The sequence below is a fragment of the Mesorhizobium sp. WSM2561 genome (assembly GCF_000513915.1).
GTDB classification, from domain to species: domain Bacteria; phylum Pseudomonadota; class Alphaproteobacteria; order Rhizobiales; family Rhizobiaceae; genus Mesorhizobium; species Mesorhizobium muleiense.
In genome coordinates this window covers 34,294-54,535 of record NZ_AZUX01000002.1, presented here as the reverse complement: position 1 = coordinate 54,535, position 20,242 = coordinate 34,294, and the positions used below count along the sequence as shown (strand labels likewise).

Below are 20,242 nucleotides of genomic sequence, written 5' to 3'. Positions count from 1 at the left end.
CACTTTGATTTTTGCGCATGATCCCTTCCGCGGCTGTTTCGCCCCTTCCCCATCCCACAAGATTGTTTTACTCGGTCTGCCCTGTGTTGACCCGCCGGGCCACGCACGGCATACCGTTGGGCCACATCGAAGCGGCGGAAAACAAGCGGGAATCGGCGCGCCGCTAATTCTTTGAGGCACGCACCATGCTTTCCGAAAATCGACACCGATTTTCGGGCTGATGCGTAAAGGGAGGAATGTATGGCAGGGCTTCTCACTCTATCCAGAACCATTGACCGTGTGAACGAGTTCATCGGCAAATGGGTGTCGTGGCTGATCCTGCTGGCAGTCCTGGTCAGTGCCGCCAATGCGGTCATCCGAAAGACGTTCGACATGTCGTCGAACGCCTGGCTGGAACTGCAGTGGTATTTGTTCGGCGCCGCCTTCATGCTGGCGGCCGCCTACACGCTGAAGCAGAACGACCATATCCGCATCGACGTCGTCTACGGCATGTTCTCGCGCCGCGTGCAGCACTGGATCGACCTTCTCGGTCACCTGTTTTTCCTGATGCCGTTCGTCACGCTGATGGTGATCTATTTCGTTCCCTATGTGTCGCTGTCGTTTCGCAGCGGGGAAATGTCGAACAATTCCGGCGGGCTGATCATCTGGCCGGCGAAGGCGATCCTGCTGGCCGGCTTTTTCCTGCTAGCGCTTCAGGGCATTTCCGAGATCATCAAGAAGGTCGCCATCATGCGCGGCGACATGGACGATCCCACCCCGTTCATATCGGTGCATGAGCAGGCCGAACTCGAAGCGAAGGCGCTCGCCGAAGAGGTGCGCTCGTGATCGAGTTCATCGCCCAGAACATGGCGCCGATCATGTTCGCCTCGCTGGTCATCTTCCTGCTGATCGGCTATCCGGTGGCATTTTCGCTCGCCGCCAACGGCCTGCTGTTCTTCTTCATCGGTGTTGTGCTGTCACCCTATTCGGGCGGCTCGATCAATCTCGCCTGGCCGCTTCTGCACGCGCTGCCGGATAATTTCTACGGCAGCAGGGTGATGTCGAACGACACGCTGCTGGCCATCCCGTTCTTCACTTTCATGGGCATCGTGCTCGAACGATCGGGCATGGCCGAGGACCTTCTCGACACGATCGGCCAATTGTTCGGGCCGATCCGCGGCGGCCTCGCCTATGCCGTGATCTTCGTCGGCGCGCTGCTTGCCGCAACCACGGGTGTGGTGGCTGCCTCCGTCATCGCCATGGGCCTGATCTCGCTGCCGATCATGCTGCGCAACGGCTATGACCGCCGTGTGGCGTCCGGCGTCATTGCCGCGTCGGGTACCCTCGCCCAGATCATCCCGCCCTCGCTGGTGCTGATCGTTCTGGCCGACCAGCTCGGCCGCTCGGTTGGAGATATGTATGCGGGTGCGCTGATCCCGGGGCTGGTTCTGACCGGCCTTTACACGTCGTATATCGTGATCATGTCGATCGTCAGGCCGAAGTCGATGCCGGCCCTGCCGCTTGAGGCCCGCACCCTCGGCCACGGTGTCCTGTCGCTGCTGGTCGCGGTGCTGGCGGCCGTCGTGGTTTCCTACGCGGCGTATCGCTATCTGGCGCCCACGCAGGGCCAAAACGCCGACATCCTCGGCGCCACCATCGGCGTGATCCTCATCTATGTCGTGGCAATCGCCGATCAGCGCCTGAAGATCAACATGATGTCGCGGCTGGCGCAGCAGGTGATCATCGTGCTGATCCCGCCACTGGCGCTGATCTTCCTGGTGCTGGGCACCATCTTCCTCGGCATCGCCACGCCGACCGAAGGCGGCGCCATGGGCGCTGTCGGCGCGCTGATCATGGCGGCGATGAAGGGGCGGCTGTCGCTGGACGTGATCAAGCAGGCGCTGGCGTCGACGACGCGGCTGTCGTCGTTCGTGCTGTTCATCCTGATCGGCGCGCGAGTGTTCTCGCTCACTTTTTATGGTGTCAATGGCCATATCTGGGTCGAACACCTCCTGACATCGCTGCCGGGCGGCGAGATCGGCTTCCTGATCGGCGTCAACATCCTCGTCTTCCTGCTCGCCTTCTTCCTCGATTTCTTCGAGCTCGCCTTCATCATCGTGCCGCTTTTGGCGCCGGCCGCCGACAAGCTCGGTATCGACCTGATCTGGTTCGGCGTACTGCTCGGCGTCAACATGCAGACCAGCTTCATGCATCCACCCTTCGGCTTCGCGCTGTTCTACCTGCGTTCGGTCGCCGCCCGGGTGCCCTATCTGGATCGCCTTACCGGCAAACAGATCGCGCCGGTAACCACCGGCCAGATCTATTGGGGGGCGGTGCCCTTCGTTTGCATCCAGGTCATTATGATCGGCTTGACCATCGCCTTCCCGCAAATGGTGATGCACTACAAGGGCACGGCAGCGGACCCGGGCACGATCGACTACCAGGTGCCGGAAACGCCGAGCCTGTCGCCGCTTGGCGTTCCGCCAGCGGATGGCGGCACGGCACCGACTGCGCCTGCACCGGATCTGTCGCAGCCGCCGAATTTCGGTGAAACGCCGGCTGCCAAGCCGGCAGCGCCAGCGCCCGATCTGTCCCAACCACCGAGTTTCAATTGACGCCGGAGGCTCCACAGACATGAGAGCGGTGCGGCTGGAGGGCGTCGGCAGCATCGTCCTTCGGGACGTCAACAAGCCGGTGGCCGGGCCGGACGATCTACTAGTGCGGATCGAGGCATGCGGCGTCTGCGGCACAGACCGGCATCTTTTCCATGGCGAATTTCCCTGTACGCCGCCGGTGACGCTCGGACATGAATTCTCCGGGATCGTCGAGGCGATTGGAACCGCCGTGTCCGGCTTTTCTGTCGGCGATCGCGTAACCGGCGATCCCAACATCGCCTGCGGGCGCTGTCCGCACTGCCACGCCGGTCGCACCAATCTCTGTCATAATCTGGTTGCCATCGGCATCCGCCGCGATGGCGGCTTCGCCGAATATGTCGTGCTGCCTCACAAGCAGGCCTTCCTCCTCCCGAACGACCTGAAGCCGACGCATGGCGCGTTCTGCGAGCCGCTTGGCTGCTGCTTGCATGGCTTGGACCTGGCGCAGGTCAGACCCGGCTCCTCGGTCGCCGTGCTTGGCGGCGGCGTGATCGGCCTGCTCACCGTGCAACTGGCGAGGCTTGCCGGCGCGACGACAATCATCCTGTCGACGCGCCAGACCTCGCGGCGTGCCCTTGCCAAAGAATTGGGCGCGACGGTAACGGTCGATCCAATCGCTTGCGATATCATCGACACGGTCGTCGGTCCGTCGGGCCTCATGCCGGGCGGCGTCGATGTGGTGTTCGAATGTGCTGGCGTAAGAGAGACGGTCGAGCAATCGATGCGGCTTGCCAGGGCCGGCGGCACGGTTGTCGTTGTCGGCGTGATGCCTCAAGGCATGAAAGCAGAATTCGAACCTTTCGACCTGTTGTTCCGGGAATTGAGGGTATTGGGCTCTTTCCTCAATCCGTTTACGCATCGCCGGGCTGCCGATCTCATCGCCTCGGGTGCGATCGAGATCGACAAGCTCATCTCCCGGCAGGTGACGCTTGAGGAGGCGGCTGCGGTGATCGCCAATCCGCCTGCGCCAGGCGAGGTCAAGGTGCTGGTGCTGCCCCTCTGATCGGCAAATCAAAGCGTTTCGGCGCCACGCGTCCGAAGAACGCGTGGTGCCGAAACTAGACTATTGTCAGAGTTTGCCGGAGCGCTGCTGGACCATCATGAAGGTGTCGTAGTTGTATTCGGCCACCTGCGCCCAGAGATAGTGCTCCTTGCGGAACGCCTTGATCGAGTCCCATATCTTCTTGAACGGCGCGTTCGAGGCTTCCATCTCGCCATAGACCTCGTTTGCCTTTTCGAAGCAGGCTGCCAAGATCTCCTGGCTGAACGGTCGCAATTTGGCGCCCCCCGACACCAGCCGCCTCACGGCCGCCGGATTCAGAAAGTCGTATTTCTGCAGCATGTTGGCGTCGGCGGCGTGCGCGGCGGTGTGCACCAGCGCCTTGTAGGCCGGCGAAAGCTCCTCGTATTTCGCCTTGTTGAACATCAGATGGACGGTCGGCCCGCCTTCCCACCAGCCAGGATAATAATAATTGGGCGCGACCTTGTAGAAGCCGAGTTTCTCATCGTCATAAGGGCCGACCCATTCGGCGGCGTCGATGGTGCCTTTTTCCAGCGCTGGATAGATATCGCCGCCGGCGATCTGCTGCGGCACGACGCCGAGCCTTTGCACCACTTTGCCGGCAAAGCCACCGATGCGCATCTTGAGGCCGGAAAGGTCGGCGACGGTGTTGATTTCCTTGCGGAACCAGCCGCCCATCTGCACGCCGGTATTGCCACCCGGCAAGCCAAAAAGGCCCTGCGTGGCCAGAAACTCGTTGAACAGATCGATGCCGCCGCCGTGGTAATGCCAGGCATTGATGCCGCGCGCGTTGAGCGAGAACGGAACCGCGGCACCCAAAGCCCATGTCGGGTCCTTGCCCCAATAATAATATGCCACCGTATGGCAGGCCTCGACGGTGCCGGCGGTGGTGGCATCCGCGACCTGCAGGCCGGGCACCAGTTCACCGGCAGCGAAGACCTGCACCTGGAAGTTGCCGTCGGTCGCCTCCGAGAGCATCCTGGAAAAGACCTCGGCGCCGCCATAGATCGTATCGAGGGACTTCGGGAAGGACGACGCCAGGCGCCATGTCACTTTCGGGTTGGTTTGGGCGATAGCCGGCGCGGCAAGCGCCGCCGTAGCCGCCGCAGCGCCGACACCGGTCACACCGGCCTTGCGGATGAATGATCGACGATCCATGCAGTCCTCCCTATTGGATCAACAGACCGACGTTCGGGAGATGCTCTGTGCCCCGGATCGGCTTCGCGGCAAACAATACACGGGCAAGAAGTCGAGTCCAGCCATTGGAGCCGGTTTTGCCGGCGGCGTTTTCGCGAAAAACGTGACGCAAACGCACCTCCTGCAACTTAAGTCTAACGCCCCTTCCGTGGCCCATGCGACATGCCGAACTTGTCATGGCAAAGCGCCGTCGGATCGCCTATTTTAAAGGCAGAACATATCCTTGCACTGAATGGACCCGGATTAAAAATGCAGCAGCCGCTAGTCGCCATATCGACCGACGTCCGCCAGTTCGACAACTACACCTGGCATGCCGCTCCGCAGCAATATCTGGAGGCGGCGCTTTCGGCCGCCGGCGTGTTCCCGGTGCTGGTGCCGTCCTTCGGCGACCGGCTCGATTTCGATGAACTCCTGTCATCGGTCGACGGCGTCATGATCACCGGCTCGAAGTCCAATGTTCATCCCACGATCTATGGCGGCGATGCCAGCGAGGCCAACGGCCCCTACGATCCGGCCCGCGACGCCACGACGCTGCCGCTGATCCGCAAGGCAGTGGAGCGCGGCGTGCCGCTGCTCGCCATCTGCCGCGGCATCCAGGAGATGAATGTGGCGCTGGGCGGCACGCTAGCCACAGAAATCCAGGAGCGCGAGGGATCGCTGGACCATCGGGCACCGGCGAGCGACAATCAGGACGAACGCTTCGCCATCCGCCAGACCATTTCGATCAAGCCCGGAAGCTGCCTCGCCGGCGTGTTCGGGGCAGGCGACATCATGGTCAATTCGGTGCACCGCCAGGCCATCGACCGGCTCGGCCCGAAGCTGCAGATAGAGGCGGTCGCCACTGACGGCACGGTCGAGGCGGTTTCGGTGCGCGACGCCCGCGCTTTCGCCGTCGGCGTCCAGTGGCATCCCGAATACTGGGTCAAGTCGGACAGCGTCTCAGCAAGGATATTCCGCGCCTTCGGCGACGCGGTGCGCCTGCACGCCGCGGCGAAATCCGGCGCGCGGGCCGCCGCGGAATAGTTCGTCGGACGTCAGCGTCAATCGCTGCTGGCCGCCAGCGACAGCAGCGGCAGGGCTGGTGCGTAGGATTCATAACCGTCGCCGTCGGCGACGCCGAAAGTGACGATCGGGTCGATGCCGTTCGCGCTGAAGGTGACCGTGCCATCATCCTGCTCGCGCCAGAATTTCGCGCGCTCGATGCCGGGCAAGACCCGGTGGCAATTCGCAGTGACTGTCAACAGCGACAGGCCATGCGCAACCTCAGTGCCGCGCTTGACCGCGCAGGACGCTTCGTCGCCATTGGCCACCAGCCGGTAGTCGCCGGGCGACTGCGCTGACTCATCGGCTGTGCGGCCTTCGCCTCCGCCGCTGTGAAACAGCTGAACGCTGCCGAACAGCGCGACCACCGCTATCAATGCAGCAAGTGCTTTCATCTGCGTTCTCCGGGTGTTTGGCGATAGATAAAGATGATTTCAAAGCGTTAAACCGTGGTTAACAAATACGAAAGCGTGCCGCTCAGCTGCGCGCCTTGAGCTTTTCCGTTTCCGGCACCGGCGTCAACGCCCTCCCTTTCGAAAACCAGGAAATCAGATTGTCGACGCACAGATCGGCCATGGCGCGGCGGGTATGTTCCGAAGCCGAGCCGACATGCGGCAAAAGTGAAGTGTTGGGGGCGGCGAGCAGCGCCGGCGGCACGTTCGGCTCGTCGGCGAAGACATCGAGCCCGGCAGCGGCGATGGTGTCGCCGGCAAGCGCCGCGGCAAGTGCTGCCTCGTCGACCGTGCTGCCGCGACCGATGTTGACGAAGACGCCATTCGGGCCGAGCGCCGACAGGATCTCGGCGTTGACCGCCTTTTCCGTCGAGGCGCCGCCGGGCGCCACCGAGATCAGCGTATCGACCGCCTCGGCAAGGCCTTTCAGCGTGCCGTGGTATTCGTAGGGCAAGCCTTCGACCTGGCGCCGGTTGTGATAGGCGATCGGCAGCCCAAAGGCCTCCAGCCGGCGCGCAATGGCGAGACCGATGCGGCCCATGCCGAAAATACCGACACGACGGCCGCGCAAGGTCAGCCGACTTAGCGGATAGTTGCCATTGCGTGCCCAACTGCCGTCGCGCAGCCAGGTCTCGGCGCGCGGCAGCTCTCGGACGGTGTTGATCAAAAGCCCGATCGCCGTATCGGCGACCTCCTCGGTCAGAACATCCGGCGTGTTGGTGACCATGACGCCGCGCTGCGCTGCGTGACGGGCATCGACCGAATCATAGCCGACGCCGAAATTGGCGATGATCTCGAGATTCGGCAGCGCGTCGATGAGGGCTGCGTTGATCCCGCCAAAGGCGGCAACGCCGCGCACCGTCCGGCGCATCTCGTCGGTGACCAGCGACGCATCCGGCCGTTCGATCCAGGCGCGGCTGAACGTCCGGTCGATGCGGCCTACCGCGTGGTCGTTGAATTGGCCCGGCACCAGAATGGCGACTGCTTGCTGCTGTTCGGCTTTTGTCATGCACGTTCCACTGGTTTGCCGGTCGACTGGCGCACATGCAGTTCCGGCTTGATCAGTTCCTGCGACGGCCGCACCATCTGCCCATTGAGCTTGTCGAGCAGCGCGCTGGCGGCGCGGCGGCCGACTTCACGCTGGCCATTCCACACGGTGGTCAGCGCCGGCGTCGCGATCGCCGCTTCCTCGAGATCGTCATAGCCGGTCACGGATATGTCAATGCCCGGCACCAGCCCGGCGCGTGCAATGCCGTTCATCAGGCCGATGGCGACGAGGTCGTTCCAGCAGCAGGCCGCGGTCGGCTTGTCCTTCAGCGCCAGGAACTGCCCGGCGGCCTCGAAGCCAGCTTGTTTGGTGCGCGGGCCGGGGATGCGCCAGGACGGCCTGACCTCCAGCCCTGCCGCCTCCATGGCGTTGAGATAGCCTTGGTAGCGGTCGCGGCCGGTCGAGGTCTGGTCGGTGCCGCCGATCATGGCGATGCGTTTATGGCCGAGCGAGATCAGATGGTTGGTGGCTAGCCCGGTGCCATAGGCATCGTCGCCACGAAACACCGGCACGTCAGCGCCTTCGACGGTGCGTGCGATCAGCACCGCCGGCAGGCCGTTTTCCTCGGCCATGAAGATGTCTTCGGGCGGCGTGCCGATGGCCGGCGACATGATGACGCCGTCGGCGCCAAGCTGCAAAAGCGTGTCTATGAAGGTGCGCTGCTTTTCGAGCTGGTCGTAATGGTTCGACAGGATGAAGGTCTGCCGGCTGCGGTCGAGCTCGCTTTCGATCGAGCGCAGGATCTCGGCGAAGAAAGGATTCATGATGTCGTGGACGACGACGCCGACGATGCCCGAACGCGAGGTGCGCAGGCTGGCGGCGCGGCGATTGTAGATATAGCCGATGGCGCGGGCATGTTCCTTGATGCGGTCGCGGGTGTTTCCAGCAACCAGCGGGCTGTCGCGCAGGGCCAGCGAGACCGTGGCCGTGGACACACCGAGCGCATCCGCGATCGTCGAAAGCTTGATCTTCTGTGCCAGCGCCTTGCGCTCCCCCGACGATCCAGAGCTGATCCATGATCTCCAGCGAAACCGGATGCCCGTTTCGGGATCATGGTCTAAACAGTTTAAACGCGGCCTTATGCCACCCTTCCGAAACAAATCAAAGTTTTTTTCCCAGCGCATCCACCTCGACGTCGAGGGTAGCGCGGTTGCGCACGCGAAGCCGGTGCTCGCGATGAACGATACAAAAGCCGCTGGCGACGATGACGAGCGCCGAGGACACTGAGCGTCAACAGGATGAACCAGTGTCGATATGCGTCAGGGATGCATGCGGGCACCTTTGGTGATCTTGTCGACAAGCTTCTTTTCGGCGCGCAGCGCGATTCCGACGACCTTGGCATCGTCGGGTGCGAATTTGGCAAAGACGGCGCGGTTCGCCGCGTCGTGGCCGGTCGAAAACATTTCGTCGACGTAGAGCGAGGTCGTCACACCGCGCTCCAGCGCCCGCCGGTGGATCGCACTTAGCGTCGAGCGATCGGCCGAAAGCACGATGATCGGCTGGATCGAGAGCGGATTGTAGATATTGCCGGCGCGGTCGCGATAGGGTTCGCCGATGATGTCGCTATACTGCGCGACGATGCCGCTGGTCAGGAACGCGGTTACGTTGAGCTTTTGCCAGACGGGAAGGTTATCCTGCAGCACGATTGCAAATTTCGTGTCGAACATGAGACATTTGCCATTCGAGGTTTGTGAATGAAGCGATGTCACACGGTCTAGATGGCGAGGCCTTTCAGGGTCTTGGACGTTTGTGCGTTGACGCGGCTGAGAATTGCGTCATCTCGGCGCCCGATTGCGTCGGAATGGAGCGTATCGAGGCCCGGTTCCACGGCAGCGCCTTCGATCTCCATCGTCACGATACCTACGCCATCGGCGTGACGCTGCATGGCGTCCAGACTTTCCGGTATCGCGGCGCGACGCATCACAGCCTGCCCGGCCAGATTATCGTGCTCCATCCCGACGAATTGCACGATGGCGGCGCCGGCACTGAAGACGGTTTGCGTTACAGGATACTTTATCTGGAGCCGTCCATCGTGCTGGACTGCCTCGATCAGACAGGCGCATCGCTGCCTTTCGTCAGGAATGCCGTGGTGACGGATCCTGTTTTCCGCACGCGGCTGCTTTCGGCGCTGGGGCCGTTGGACCAGAAGCTGGACGATCTGTTTGTCGCCGACTTCGTTGCGCAATTGATGCAAAGCCTGGCACGGCATTCAGGCCTGCCGGCGAAACCGATCCCAAGGACAGCGTGGCGGGCTGTCAGCCTGGCACGCAACTATCTGGAAGAAAATGTTTTCCGTACCGTCCGTTCCGAGGAACTGGAGGCGATCACCGGGCTCGATCGCTATGCCCTGTCGCGGCATTTCCGTGCCGCTTTCTCCACCAGTCCGCACCGCTTTCTCTTGATGCGCCGGCTTCAGCGAGCACGCCGCATGATCGAGGCGAGCGAGTCATTGGCGCAGATCGCAATAGCGGCCGGTTTCAACGACCAAAGTCATTTCAGCAGGCACTTCAAGAAGGCGTTCGGTGTCACGCCGGGCCGCTGGTCGGCATTGGTGCATGGATCGTCAGCAGCCGCTGCCTAATGGCGTCAGCCGCGGATCATTCGTCGGCGTCGATCTCGTCATCGACGAGAACCATCTCTCCATTCGAGAGGTTCGCCTCAACGCGGGCGAGCAGCTTGAACAGCGCCTTCTGGTCCTTTTTATCGAGCCCCTTCAGCGCCTGCTTCTCGGTCTTCTTCACCGATTTCTCGATGGCATGAATGATTTCGCGGCCAGTGTCGGTCAGAAAGATATGGGCCTGGCGAGCATCGGCGGAAGAAGCGCGTTTTTCCAGAAAGCCTTGCGCCTGCAGCCGGTTGATGGTCTTGGTGATGGTCGGCGGGCGAACACCGAGGCGACCGGCAAGATTGCCGGGCGTCTGCCCGTCCTCACGGTCGAGCGCCAGCATGATCTGGTCCTGGCCGGCATAGAAGCCGTGCGCCAAAAGCCGCGCTGCGAGTGCCGTACGCGCCAGCCGCGCCGCCGAATGCAGCCGGCTCATTGTCGCAGTCTTGTCCGCCTTGGCCATGGCTATCCCTCTTCGGCCGAACCGGTGTGGACAGCATAGAGGCAGCCGCCCGGTTGGCAATGGACGATCAAAAAAGATCCAGCTTGCAAAACAGCTTTGCCGGCAAGCAATGCGGTGTCCGCCGTGGCTAATGCCAGATGTTTATTTCAGTTAGATGACAAACGACTTTTCAGCGCAGGTGGTCGCGTTCGGCAGGAACGCCACACACCCGATGCGGGACTCAATCAGCCCTCACCGCGACGATCATCAGGGCCTGGTAAGCGTCCGCCACCTCGCGCAGCGCCGCCTGCGAAAGCAACCCGGCGCGCCGCGCGATACCGTCCCTGGCGTTCGACGTATCCCGCTTGCCGGACCGGTCGGTGTAGGGCGCGACAGTGGTGAATATCTGTTCGCTCAGGCCGTCGGGGAAAAACAGCTGGCCGGTCATCACCGAATTGTCGTTGGGGAAGACTTTGAAATGGATGTGGGTGGTGCGGCCGCGATACCAGCCGGGATAGATGGTGGCGAACGAGACGATGCCGCTGTCATCGGTCTTTTGCCAACCGCGCAGAAAACTCTGGCCTGACGTATCGACATCCTGGCCGTCGCCTTGTCCCGGATAGCCTGAATAATGGCCTTGCGCGTCGCAATGCCAGATATCGACCCGCGCGCCGGCAAGCGGCCGGCAGCCTGCGTCGATGACCTGCAGCCGCAGATTGAGGGCAATGCCCGCTTTGCCTTCGGTGATATCGGCGCGTTCGAGCTTCGGGTCGAAATAGAACGGGCCCTCAGTCGCTTCCGGTGTGATGGCGCAGACGCCGGCGCCGCTATCGAACAGGGCAAGCCCGGCATAGGGCGAGGCCTGCTGCGCCGGCGCGATGCCCGGCAGAAAGACACCGCCGCCCGCACTAACGGCAATGAGGCCAAGCGCCTGGCGCCGGCTCAATGGCAAGGAGGACGGGTTATCGGACATCCGGCGCCTCTTTTTGGTTTCTGTCGAGCAAGCTGGCTTGGTCTTATCTAGTCGGTGAGACCAGCCAACGCCAATGAAAACCCGGCAATGTTGGGAAAGCCCGGCAATGTTGGCGACCTGTTTGGCCCATCGGTTGCCACGTGCAAAAGCGCGGCGTGCATCCTATATGGAGCCAACAATCCTTTTCGAGGCCCAACATGAGCGATGTGCAGACGATACAAATCCCCGTAACCGTTCTCACCGGCTATCTTGGCGCCGGCAAGACGACGCTGCTAAACCGCATCCTTTCGGAAAGCCACGGCAAGCGCTACGCCGTCATCGTCAATGAGTTCGGTGAGATCGGCATCGACAACGAGTTGATCGTGGAATCCGACGAGGAAATCTATGAGATGAACAATGGTTGCGTCTGCTGCACGGTACGCGGCGACCTGATCCGCGTCGTCGAGGGCTTGATGCGCCGGCCAGGCCGCTTCGACGCCATCGTGATCGAGACGACCGGCCTCGCCGATCCGGTGCCGGTGGCGCAGACCTTCTTCATGGACGACGACGTGCGCTCCAAGACCAGGCTCGACGCGGTGGTGGCGCTGGTGGACGCCAAGCACCTGCCGTTGCGGCTGAAGGATTCTCGCGAAGCCGAGGACCAGATCGCCTTTGCCGATGTCGTCGTGCTCAACAAGACCGATCTCGTCACGCCGGAGGAACTGAGCAAGGTCGAGGCGACGATCCGCGCGATCAACCCGGCGGCCCGGATCCATCGCACCACGCGCGCCGGCGTGGCGCTGTCCGAGGTGCTCGACCGCGGCGCCTTCGACCTTTCCCGGGCGCTGGAGAACGATCCGCATTTCCTCGAGGCGCGTGACGACCACGACCATCATGATCACGACGGCCATGACCACCATCATCACCATGACGGGGAGGACCACCATCATCACGCGCACCCGTCCGATATCCATGACGTGACGGTGCAGTCGGTGTCTCTGCGGGGCGGCGAGATGGACCCGAAAAAATTCTTCCCCTGGATCGAGAAGATCACCCAGATGGAAGGCCCTAACATCCTGCGTCTGAAAGGGATCATCGCGCTTAAAGGCGATGACGAGCGCTACGTCATTCAGGGCGTGCACATGATCATCGAGGGCGACCACCAGCGCGCCTGGAAGGACGGCGAGAAGCACGAGAGCCGGCTGGTGTTCATCGGCCGCGAACTCGACCCCGAGCGGCTGAAGAAGAGTTTTGATGCCTGCCAGGCGTAACGGACCGAATAAGGATTGATTATTGCCTTGTGTACACATATCATGTGTACGTGAGTGGTACAAAAGAGGACAGGTCATGTCCAGATCCGCCGACAATAAAACCGAACGTTATCAGATGCGCATTCCACCGGCGCAGAAGGCGATCATCGCCCGCGCTGCGGCGCTGTCGCACAAGGACATGGCCGATTTCATCCTCGACAAGATCGTACCCGAAGCGCAGGCCGTGATCGAAGCTGCCGAGCTGATGAGGGTTTCCAACCGCGACTTCACACGCATCCTTGACCTACTTGAGAACCCGCCGAAACCCAATGCCAGGCTGCGAGCGGCGATTGCCGCCTTGCCGGATACTCTGTGACGCTTCCGTTCTGGCACGAGGAGCCGATTGCGAAACGGCACGATCGGGCTTCTTTCGATTGCGGTGATGCGCAGATGAACGATTTTCTGCGGCGGTTCGCACGGCAGAGCCACGATCAGAACGCGGCCAAGACCTTCTGTGCGATCGACAACGTGGATTCGGACCGGGTCCTCGGTTTCTATACAATTGCCCCTTCCGCGGTAGCTCATGAAGCAATGCCCGACGCCATGACGAGAGGCTTGGCGCGACACGAGGTTTCCGGCTTCAAGCTTGCCCGGCTTGCAACCGACCGGGCCGTCGCCGGGCAAGGGCTCGGAGGTCAGTTGCTAGCCGCCGCCGCGTTGCGCTGCCTGCGGCTTGCAGGTGACGGCGGCGGCATCCTGCTCATCATCGACGCCAATAACGAGCGGGCAGCACTGTGGTATGCCAGGTATGGTGCCGAGAGCCTCCAAGCCCAGGATTTGACCTTGGTGATGCCATTGGCCACCTTCGCAACTGGTCTGCGGGCCAAGGGACTGCTTTGACGATCGCCTGTCGCCACAATTGTGGTTTCGATGCAGATCCTCATGGTTGCCGGAACCGCAAACGTCGAGTAAGCCGCCTAAGCCGCCCCTGCAATCTTGTCCAGCCGTGAACCACGATAGCCATGCCCACAGTCGCCCCGCTTGATCTCCAGGGACATTGCATCGCCGCCGTTTTCCTTGGCGACGTGCCGCATTTCGCACTGGCCGACGGCACAATCCATCGGCTGGACCATGGCCACAAGACGGCGCAGGCCAATGACGGGCTGCTCGCCGCCTTCCACGATGCGGCCAACGACCGGCTGATCACCAGCGGCGAGGACGGCAAGATTTTTTCCGTTACCGCCGGCGGCAATGCGGCAGAATTGGCAAGCGCCGGGAAGAAATGGATCACCAGCGTTGCCGCCGGACCACAAGGCGCCGTCGCCTATGCCTCGGGCAAGATCGCCTTCGTGCGTTTCTCCGACGGCAAGACCAAGGAATTCCCGCATCCGCGTTCGGTCGAGGGGCTGGCGTTCTCGCCCAAGGGCATGCGCTTCGGCGTCGCCCGCTACAATGGCGCGACGCTGCATTTCCCGGCGGCAAACGGCAAGCCGGTCGAGCTGGAATGGGCCGGCGCCCATACCGGCATCACCTTCTCGCCGGATGGCGCCTTCCTCGTCACCACCATGCAGGAGAACGCGCTGCATGGCTGGAAGCTCGCCGATGGCAAGCACATGCGGATGAGCGGCTATCCCGGCAAAGTCAAAAGCCTGTCATGGGCGCCCAAGGGAAAATGGCTGGCCAGTTCCGGTGCCCCGGCGGCGATCGTCTGGCCGTTTTCGGGCAAGGACGGGCCAATGGGCAAGGCGCCGCTGGAACTCGGCACGCGCGGCAACGCCATGGTGACCTCGGTCGCCTGCCATCCAAGCCAGGATGTCGTCGCCGTCGGCTATGACGACGGCATGGTGATGGCGGTGCGTTTCGCCGACGCCAAGGAGGTGCTTCTGCGCCGACCGGGCAAGGGCGCCATTACCTCGATGATGTGGGACAAGGAGGAACGCCGCGTCGCCTTCGGCAGCGCCGCCGGCGACTGCGGCGTCATCGATATTTCGGCATAGGGCCGTAGGGGAGTAGGGCAGTAAGGGAGTAGGAACACATTCCCCTATTGCCCTATTCCCCTATTCCCCTATTCCCCTATTCCCCTATTCCCCTATTCCCCTATTCCCCTATTCCCCTATGACGCATGAGAGGGGCATTCATGCATATAATCGACCATTCGAGGATGGCCATCGGTGGCATCAGCACTGCTCGCATCGCCGATCTGCGCGAGATCGAGGCCGAAGCCTTCCGCAAGGCAAGGCCGAAATCGGCAGCCAAGGTCGGCAACGGCCTGCCGGGCTTCTTCGGCGGCGTGCCGATGCACTGGATGAATGACTGGCCGACGCCGTTCCCGATACTGGTCGACAGCGCCAGAGGCGCCACTATCACTGACATCGACGGCAATCGGCTCGACGATTTCTGCCTCGGCGACACCGGCTCGATGTCGGCCACTCGCCGCCGCCTGTCGCCAGCGCGATCCGTAGGCAGGTCGGACGCGGCCTGACCTACATGCTGCCTTCGGAAGATGCACTCGCCATCGGCCCGCTGCTGCAACAGCGCTTCGGCCTGCCGTTCTGGCAGATTGCGACAACGGCGACCGATGCCAACCGCTTCGCGCTGCGCGTCGCCCGCGCCATCACCGGCCGGGGCAAGATCCTGGTCTTCAACGGCTGCTATCACGGCTCGGTCGACGAGACGATGGTGCGCCTGGTCGACGGCAGACCGGCCAACCGGCCAGGACTGGCCGGCGAATTCCGCGACCTGACCGGGGCGACCGATGTCGTCGAGTTCAACGATGTGCCGGCGCTTGAGACAGCACTCCGGGACCAGCAAATCGCCTGTGTCGTCACCGAGCCGGTGCTGACCAATTCCTGCATGGTGCTGCCCGATCCCGGCTTCCACAACGCGCTGCGGCGTCTCACCCGCGCCGCTGGCACCCTGCTTCTGATCGACGAGACGCACACGATCTCGACCGGTCCCGGCGGCTACACCAGGAAACACGGCCTGGAGCCGGACCTGTTCGTGCTCGGCAAGCCGATCGCCGCGGCGTGCCGGCCAGCGTCTGGGGCATGAGCGATGGCGTCGCCACCCGCTATGCCGACTATGTCAGGACCAAGGAACCAGGCTATTCCGGCATGGGCACGACGCTCTCGGCCAATCCGCTGCAGTTCGCAGCGATGCGCGCCACGCTCGAAGAGGTGATGACCGACGAGAACTATAGCCATATGGACCATCTGGCGCGGCGGCTCGACGCCGGGCTGACCGCCGTCATCGACCGTTACCGCCTGCCTTGGCATGTTGCCCGAGTCGGCGCCCGTGTCGAGTTCATCTGCGCACCCGGCCCGCTGAGGAATGGCGGCGAGGCGGAAGCAGCGCACGCACCGGCGCTCGAAGCGGCTATCCATGTCGCGCTGGTCAATCGCGGCGTGCTGATCGCGCCGTTCCACAACATGATGCTGATCTCGCCGGCGACCAGCGCTGCCCAGGTGAACCGCCTGATCACCGCCTTCGGCGCGGTTGCGGCAAGGCTCGCGGCATGAGACAAGCTTGCACATGAGAGAAGCGCACAAGCAAACTTTGAACGCCATCATCGCCTCGCCTTCGGGCTCGACACCCGCCGAGGCGCAAACCTTTCTCGACGCCCATCCCGAGATCGAAGCGTTCGACATCGTGCTGACCGACGCCAATGGCGTTGGGCGTGGCAAGATCGTGCGTCGGCACGAGTTGATGAGCATCTTCGAGGGCGGCAGGCATATGCCGATCTCGATCCTCGGCCTCGACATCACCGGCGAGGACGTGCACGAGACCGGACTGATCTGGACGACGGGCGACGGCGACCTGCGGGCATGGCCGATCCCCGGCACGCTGGTGCCGCTGTTCGGCACACAGCCGCCGCGCGGCCAGGTGCTGATGGCGATGTACCATCTCGATGGCCAGCCGATGTCCTCCGACCCGCGCCTGGCGTTGGGCCGTCAGGTAGAGATACTGGCGGCCAAGGGCCTGCATCCGGCCGGCGCCTTCGAGCTCGAATTCTTCCTGCTTGCCAACGAGCGCGACGCCGACGGCAAGGTGCAGCCGGCGCACGCGGTGCTCGACGGCCGCCGCTCGGCCAAGACAGAGGTCTATTCCGTCGACCATCTGCACGGCATGGAGCCGCTGTTTTCCGATATCTATGCCGCGGCCAGGGTGCAAGGCATCCCGGCCGAGACGGTCATTTCCGAATATGCGCCAGGCCAGTACGAACTGACGCTTAACTATCGCAAGGACGTGATGCGGGCCGCCGACGACCTCGTCATGCTGAAGCGGCTGGTGCGGGCGCAGGCGCGCCGCCACGGCGTCACTGCCTGCTTCATGGCCAAGCCGATCGAGAAATACGCCGGCTCCGGCATGCATTTCCATGTCTCGCTGCAGGACAAGGCCGGCAACAACGTCTTTGCCGAAGCCAGCGGCGAGACCTGGTCCTTGCCGCTGCTGCGCGGACTGGGCGGCCTCATCCAGACCATGGCCGAATCGATGCTGGTGTTTGCACCGCACGCCAATTCATGGCGGCGTTTCGTTTCGCAATCCTATGCGCCGGTGGCGCCGACCTGGGGCGTCAACAACCGCTCGGTGGCATTGCGCGTGCCGGCTGGCGACGCGAAAAACCGGCGCATCGAGCACCGGCCGTCGGGCGTCGACGCCAACCCCTATCTGGTGGCGGCAACCGTGCTGGCCGGCATCGTCAAGGGTCTCGATGAGGGCCTCGATCCAGGCCCCGAAACCACCGGCAATGGCTACGAATCAGCAATCACGCGCACCACCATGCCGGTGGACTGGCGCGCCGCGATCGAGGCGGCAAGGGCCTCGACATTCCTCAAAGCGGCGCTGGGGGAAGACCTGCACCGAACATTCGTGGCGATCAAGCAATCCGAATATCTGCGGGTGGCGCGCACGGTCAGCGAACTGGATTATCATCTCTATCTGCACGAGGTGTGAGGCATCGCATCGCCGGTCATTCGCCCAGCGAAAGCCGGGTCCCGCCTATTTGAAGGAACCTTTCGGGGGCTTCGCTCATTCCGCATCTGATCGCAGCAGCGGGCAAGGCCGCATCAGCCATGATCGCCAGGATGCAGACAAATTCTCCACACCACGCCAAGGTGCAGGCAAGACGCTGGCCCAAGCCTGAATTGCCTGAGACGGCGGAAGACGATGGCGCAAGCACCATTCCCGAACTCAGCGAAGTGGCGAAGGCCTGTCGTCGCTGCCCGCTGTGGCGCAACGCAACGCAGACCGTGTTCGGCGAAGGGCCTGACAGGGCCAAGGTGGTTTTCGTCGGTGAACAGCCAGGCGACCAGGAGGATCTGGCCGGTAAACCTTTCGTCGGTCCGGCGGGAAAGGTGTTCGACACCATTCTCGACGATGCCGGCGTCGACCGGCTGAAAGTCTATGTCACCAATGCGGTCAAGCATTTCAAGTTCGAGCCGCGCGGCAAGCGGCGCATCCACTCGAAGCCGAATGCCGGCGAGGTACAGGCCTGCCGCTGGTGGCTCGACAGGGAGCTCGATTTGATCAAGCCCAATCTGGCGGTGGCGCTCGGCGCAACGGCGGCGCAGTCGCTGCTCGGCAAGGTCGTGCCAATCATGAAGATGCGCGGCGCGGTCGTAGAGCGGGACGATGGCTTGCCTGTGTTCGTCACCATCCACCCGTCCTTCATCCTGCGTATTCGCGAACCGGCGGACAAACAGGCCGAACGCGAGCGGTTCCTGCAGGACATGAAGGCGGTGAAAAAACTGATGGCCGCCTGACCCCTAACTGATCAGGATTGCCCTCAAATCATTGACGTTCGTCCCGGTCGGGCCGGGCACGAAGAGATCGCCGACGGCCTTGAATGCCGTCCAGGCGTTGTTGCCGGCAAGCATCGCCTTGGCATCGATGCCCACGGCCCGCATCCGCGAAACCGTCGAACCGTCGGCAAAGGCGCCGGCATTGTCCTGCGAACCGTCGATGCCATCGGTGTCAGCGGCCAGGGCATGGACGCCCCCAATACCGCTGATGCCGATGGCGAAGGCGAGCAGGAATTCCGAGTTACGGCCGCCCTTGCCCTTCGCCCGCACGGTCACCGTCGTCTCGCCACCCGACAAGACCAACACGGGCTTTCGGAAAGGCCGGTTGCGCGTCGCGACTTCACGGGCGATTGCCGCATGAACACCGCCGACCTCGCGTGCCTCGCCCTCGATGGAATCGGAGAGGATGACCGCCTCGACGCCATGGCGCCTGGCTTCGGCCGCAGCCGCTTCCAGCGATACGCCGGCCGAGGCGATCAGATGCACTTCGTTGCGCGAAAAACGCGGATCGTCGGCGCGCGGCGCATCGGCGGCCGGCGAATTGATATGCGCCATCACGGCAGCCGGCAGTTTCATGCCATAGGCGGCGATCGATGCCAGCGCCTCTTGGCGGTTGCCGGAATCGGGAACGGTCGGGCCGGAAGCGACAAGCGCCGGATTGTCGCCGGGAATGTCGGAGACCACCAAAGATACCAGCTTTGCCGGATAGGCAGCTGCCGCCAGCCTGCCGCCCTTGATGGTGGAAACATGCTTGCGGATGGTGTTCATGGCGGCGATCGGCGCGCCGGAGGCGAGCAGCGCCTCGTTGACGGCGATCTCGTCAGCCAGCGTCAGACCTTCGGCGGGCGCCGGCAGCAGCGCCGAGCCGCCGCCGGAGATGAGCGCCACGACTAGATCGTCCGCGGTCAGCCCCTGCACCTTTTCGAGCAGCCGGCGCGACGCTTCGAGCCCGGCGGCGTCCGGCACCGGATGCGCCGCCTCGATGATCTCGATGCGCTGGCAGCTCGCGCCATAGCCGTAACGGGTGACGACCAGCCCTTCGATCGGCCCGTCCCACACTTTTTCGAAAGCCGCCGCCATCTGCGCCGAGCCTTTTCCTGCACCAATGACGATTGTGCGCCCCTTCGGCGTTGCCGGCAGATGATCCCTGATCGTCCTCTGCGGATCAGCGGCGGCAACGGCGGCGTTGAAGATGGCGGCGAGGAAGGATTTGGGATCGAGCGCGGTCATTTTGCTTCCGGCGGCAGTGCCAGCTCGCGCCCGTCGACGCCGAGGTAGCTGCACAGCGCATCGACGACGACGCCGTGATCCTCACGCTCCGGCAGGCCCGAGACCGCGATCACACCGATGACGCCGGCACCTTTGACCGTTATGGGAAAGCCACCACCGGCCAGCACATAGTCCGATATGTCGAGCCCCTCGCCCGGCTTGAAGCTGCGGTCGGGACGCTGCTGCTCCAGCACCATGCGGTAGGTGCTTTTCAGGAAACGCTGCACCACGTTGATCTTGCGCCGCGCCCAATCCGGATTGGAGGCGTTCGAGCCCGGCATTGCCGCGTAGAACAGCGGCCGGTCGAAGGTCCTGATGTCGACGATGATCGGCAAGCCCTGGGCCAGTGCCCGGTCGCGGATCGTCGAGCCGATCTTGAAGGCGACAGCTTCATCGAAGACCGAGAAGACAAGCTCGGCTTCCTGTTTCTGGATCAGAGCGATATCGTCTGCAACGGCCATGTCGTTCCCCTATCAACGTCGCGGCACGCTTTGACCGATGGCTGCCGCCGGGTCAAGCGGGACGTGTGGG

The 20,242-nt window shown here is 63.0% G+C and carries 21 protein-coding genes and 1 pseudogene; 13 read left to right on the top strand and 9 right to left on the bottom strand.

Annotated elements, in window-relative coordinates; all coding sequences use genetic code 11:
• Positions 1 to 240: 240 nt before the first annotated feature.
• Genes M727_RS0103360 through M727_RS0103350 form a run of 3 tightly spaced genes read left to right on the top strand, consistent with a single transcriptional unit; the run spans position 241 to position 3,636 of the window.
• On the top strand, positions 241 to 825 hold the full coding sequence (locus tag M727_RS0103360) for a TRAP transporter small permease subunit (RefSeq protein ID WP_027151479.1): 585 nt from the start codon (positions 241 to 243) through the stop codon (positions 823 to 825).
• Positions 825 to 2,594: a TRAP transporter large permease subunit gene (locus tag M727_RS0103355; RefSeq protein ID WP_027151478.1), complete on the top strand. Its 1,770-nt coding sequence runs from the start codon at positions 825 to 827 to the stop codon at positions 2,592 to 2,594. The genes M727_RS0103360 and M727_RS0103355 overlap by 1 nt, the downstream gene beginning before the upstream one ends.
• A 19-nt stretch (positions 2,595 to 2,613) precedes the next feature.
• The gene (locus M727_RS0103350; RefSeq protein WP_027151477.1) at positions 2,614 to 3,636 is read left to right on the top strand and encodes a zinc-dependent alcohol dehydrogenase family protein; all 1,023 of its coding nucleotides are present in this window, start codon (positions 2,614 to 2,616) and stop codon (positions 3,634 to 3,636) included.
• A 66-nt stretch (positions 3,637 to 3,702) separates the two neighbouring features.
• Here M727_RS0103350 and M727_RS0103345 read toward each other — a convergent pair whose 3' ends face one another.
• Entirely contained in the window at positions 3,703 to 4,812 is a 1,110-nt protein-coding gene (locus M727_RS0103345) for a TRAP transporter substrate-binding protein (RefSeq protein ID WP_027151476.1), read from the bottom strand.
• 288 nt (positions 4,813 to 5,100) lie between these two features.
• On the opposite strand from M727_RS0103345, the gene M727_RS0103340 reads away from it, so the two are divergent.
• Positions 5,101 to 5,874 carry a gamma-glutamyl-gamma-aminobutyrate hydrolase family protein gene (locus M727_RS0103340; RefSeq protein WP_027151475.1) on the top strand — a complete coding sequence of 258 codons (774 nt, stop codon included), beginning with the start codon at positions 5,101 to 5,103 and terminating at the stop codon, positions 5,872 to 5,874.
• 17 nt (positions 5,875 to 5,891) lie between these two features.
• Here M727_RS0103340 and M727_RS0103335 read toward each other — a convergent pair whose 3' ends face one another.
• The 3 genes from M727_RS0103335 to M727_RS0103325 all read right to left on the bottom strand — a co-directional run bounded on the left by M727_RS0103335 (position 5,892) and on the right by M727_RS0103325 (position 8,372).
• Entirely contained in the window at positions 5,892 to 6,287 is a 396-nt protein-coding gene (locus M727_RS0103335; protein ID WP_027151474.1) for a hypothetical protein, read from the bottom strand.
• 82 nt (positions 6,288 to 6,369) lie between these two features.
• Positions 6,370 to 7,353, bottom strand: coding sequence for a 2-hydroxyacid dehydrogenase (locus tag M727_RS0103330; protein WP_027151473.1), 984 nt, complete (start codon positions 7,351 to 7,353; stop codon positions 6,370 to 6,372).
• Positions 7,350 to 8,372 carry a LacI family DNA-binding transcriptional regulator gene (locus M727_RS0103325; protein WP_023796812.1) on the bottom strand — a complete coding sequence of 341 codons (1,023 nt, stop codon included), beginning with the start codon at positions 8,370 to 8,372 and terminating at the stop codon, positions 7,350 to 7,352. Before M727_RS0103325 ends, M727_RS0103330 begins: the two co-directional genes overlap by 4 nt.
• Between M727_RS0103325 and M727_RS42260 the strand changes: the two genes are divergently transcribed.
• Complete coding sequence (locus M727_RS42260; protein ID WP_198032597.1) at positions 8,320 to 8,619, top strand: hypothetical protein; 300 nt, start codon at positions 8,320 to 8,322, stop codon at positions 8,617 to 8,619. The two genes, M727_RS0103325 and M727_RS42260, sit on opposite strands and share 53 nt — an antisense overlap.
• A gap of 32 nt (positions 8,620 to 8,651) precedes the next feature.
• On the opposite strand, the gene M727_RS0103315 is transcribed toward M727_RS42260, so the two are convergent.
• The gene (locus M727_RS0103315; RefSeq protein ID WP_027151471.1) at positions 8,652 to 9,059 is read right to left on the bottom strand and encodes a DUF2000 family protein; all 408 of its coding nucleotides are present in this window, start codon (positions 9,057 to 9,059) and stop codon (positions 8,652 to 8,654) included.
• Positions 9,060 to 9,094: 35 nt separating this feature from the next.
• Here M727_RS0103315 and M727_RS0103310 point away from each other — a divergent pair, with 35 nt between their 5' ends.
• On the top strand, positions 9,095 to 9,973 hold the full coding sequence (locus M727_RS0103310; RefSeq protein ID WP_027151470.1) for an AraC family transcriptional regulator: 879 nt from the start codon (positions 9,095 to 9,097) through the stop codon (positions 9,971 to 9,973).
• Positions 9,974 to 9,989: 16 nt separating this feature from the next.
• Here M727_RS0103310 and M727_RS35740 read toward each other — a convergent pair whose 3' ends face one another.
• Positions 9,990 to 10,460 carry a MarR family winged helix-turn-helix transcriptional regulator gene (locus tag M727_RS35740; protein ID WP_023796815.1) on the bottom strand — a complete coding sequence of 157 codons (471 nt, stop codon included), beginning with the start codon at positions 10,458 to 10,460 and terminating at the stop codon, positions 9,990 to 9,992.
• 220 nt (positions 10,461 to 10,680) lie between these two features.
• On the bottom strand, positions 10,681 to 11,412 hold the full coding sequence (locus M727_RS0103300) for an intradiol ring-cleavage dioxygenase (RefSeq protein WP_027151469.1): 732 nt from the start codon (positions 11,410 to 11,412) through the stop codon (positions 10,681 to 10,683).
• Between the two features lie 197 nt (positions 11,413 to 11,609).
• Here M727_RS0103300 and M727_RS0103295 point away from each other — a divergent pair, with 197 nt between their 5' ends.
• The 7 genes and pseudogenes from M727_RS0103295 to M727_RS0103265 all read left to right on the top strand — a co-directional run bounded on the left by M727_RS0103295 (position 11,610) and on the right by M727_RS0103265 (position 18,403).
• Positions 11,610 to 12,662 (top strand): GTP-binding protein, encoded by a 1,053-nt coding sequence (locus tag M727_RS0103295; protein ID WP_027151468.1) that lies wholly within the window; start codon positions 11,610 to 11,612, stop codon positions 12,660 to 12,662.
• Between the two features lie 76 nt (positions 12,663 to 12,738).
• The gene (locus M727_RS0103290; RefSeq protein WP_027151467.1) at positions 12,739 to 13,017 is read left to right on the top strand and encodes a DUF1778 domain-containing protein; all 279 of its coding nucleotides are present in this window, start codon (positions 12,739 to 12,741) and stop codon (positions 13,015 to 13,017) included.
• Positions 13,014 to 13,541, top strand: coding sequence for an acetyltransferase (locus M727_RS0103285; protein ID WP_027151466.1), 528 nt, complete (start codon positions 13,014 to 13,016; stop codon positions 13,539 to 13,541). Before M727_RS0103290 ends, M727_RS0103285 begins: the two co-directional genes overlap by 4 nt.
• A gap of 122 nt (positions 13,542 to 13,663) precedes the next feature.
• Positions 13,664 to 14,638, top strand: coding sequence for a WD40 repeat domain-containing protein (locus tag M727_RS0103280; protein WP_027151465.1), 975 nt, complete (start codon positions 13,664 to 13,666; stop codon positions 14,636 to 14,638).
• Positions 14,639 to 14,778: 140 nt separating this feature from the next.
• Positions 14,779 to 16,159, top strand: a pseudogene (locus M727_RS35735) (aspartate aminotransferase family protein).
• A 13-nt stretch (positions 16,160 to 16,172) separates the two neighbouring features.
• Positions 16,173 to 17,594, top strand: coding sequence for a glutamine synthetase family protein (locus M727_RS0103270; RefSeq protein ID WP_051505510.1), 1,422 nt, complete (start codon positions 16,173 to 16,175; stop codon positions 17,592 to 17,594).
• 86 nt (positions 17,595 to 17,680) lie between these two features.
• Complete coding sequence (locus M727_RS0103265) at positions 17,681 to 18,403, top strand: UdgX family uracil-DNA binding protein (protein ID WP_268929826.1); 723 nt, start codon at positions 17,681 to 17,683, stop codon at positions 18,401 to 18,403.
• Between the two features lie 3 nt (positions 18,404 to 18,406).
• Here M727_RS0103265 and M727_RS0103260 read toward each other — a convergent pair whose 3' ends face one another.
• Together M727_RS0103260 and M727_RS0103255 are read right to left on the bottom strand one after the other, a co-directional pair.
• Complete coding sequence (locus M727_RS0103260; protein ID WP_027151462.1) at positions 18,407 to 19,672, bottom strand: glycerate kinase; 1,266 nt, start codon at positions 19,670 to 19,672, stop codon at positions 18,407 to 18,409.
• A complete protein-coding gene (locus M727_RS0103255) occupies positions 19,669 to 20,172 on the bottom strand; it encodes a heme-degrading domain-containing protein (RefSeq protein ID WP_027151461.1) in 504 nt (167 codons plus the stop codon). The genes M727_RS0103260 and M727_RS0103255 overlap by 4 nt, the downstream gene beginning before the upstream one ends.
• Positions 20,173 to 20,242 lie beyond the last annotated feature (70 nt).

Excerpts from the sequence above, each read along its gene's own strand:
- M727_RS0103295 (WP_027151468.1), top strand. The coding sequence starts at position 11,610 with ATGAGCGATGTGCAGACGATACAAATCCCCGTAACCGTTCTCACCGGC.
- M727_RS0103345 (WP_027151476.1), bottom strand. The coding sequence starts at position 4,812 with ATGGATCGTCGATCATTCATCCGCAAGGCCGGTGTGACCGGTGTCGGC.
- M727_RS0103360 (WP_027151479.1), top strand. The coding sequence starts at position 241 with ATGGCAGGGCTTCTCACTCTATCCAGAACCATTGACCGTGTGAACGAG.
- M727_RS0103310 (WP_027151470.1), top strand. The coding sequence starts at position 9,095 with ATGTCACACGGTCTAGATGGCGAGGCCTTTCAGGGTCTTGGACGTTTG.
- M727_RS0103340 (WP_027151475.1), top strand. The coding sequence starts at position 5,101 with ATGCAGCAGCCGCTAGTCGCCATATCGACCGACGTCCGCCAGTTCGAC.
- M727_RS0103330 (WP_027151473.1), bottom strand. The coding sequence starts at position 7,353 with ATGACAAAAGCCGAACAGCAGCAAGCAGTCGCCATTCTGGTGCCGGGC.
- M727_RS0103335 (WP_027151474.1), bottom strand. The coding sequence starts at position 6,287 with ATGAAAGCACTTGCTGCATTGATAGCGGTGGTCGCGCTGTTCGGCAGC.
- M727_RS35740 (WP_023796815.1), bottom strand. The coding sequence starts at position 10,460 with ATGGCCAAGGCGGACAAGACTGCGACAATGAGCCGGCTGCATTCGGCG.
- M727_RS0103290 (WP_027151467.1), top strand. The coding sequence starts at position 12,739 with ATGTCCAGATCCGCCGACAATAAAACCGAACGTTATCAGATGCGCATT.
- M727_RS0103255 (WP_027151461.1), bottom strand. The coding sequence starts at position 20,172 with ATGGCCGTTGCAGACGATATCGCTCTGATCCAGAAACAGGAAGCCGAG.
- M727_RS0103270 (WP_051505510.1), top strand. The coding sequence starts at position 16,173 with ATGAGAGAAGCGCACAAGCAAACTTTGAACGCCATCATCGCCTCGCCT.
- M727_RS0103260 (WP_027151462.1), bottom strand. The coding sequence starts at position 19,672 with ATGACCGCGCTCGATCCCAAATCCTTCCTCGCCGCCATCTTCAACGCC.
- M727_RS0103280 (WP_027151465.1), top strand. The coding sequence starts at position 13,664 with ATGCCCACAGTCGCCCCGCTTGATCTCCAGGGACATTGCATCGCCGCC.
- M727_RS0103300 (WP_027151469.1), bottom strand. The coding sequence starts at position 11,412 with ATGTCCGATAACCCGTCCTCCTTGCCATTGAGCCGGCGCCAGGCGCTT.
- M727_RS0103315 (WP_027151471.1), bottom strand. The coding sequence starts at position 9,059 with ATGTTCGACACGAAATTTGCAATCGTGCTGCAGGATAACCTTCCCGTC.
- M727_RS0103350 (WP_027151477.1), top strand. The coding sequence starts at position 2,614 with ATGAGAGCGGTGCGGCTGGAGGGCGTCGGCAGCATCGTCCTTCGGGAC.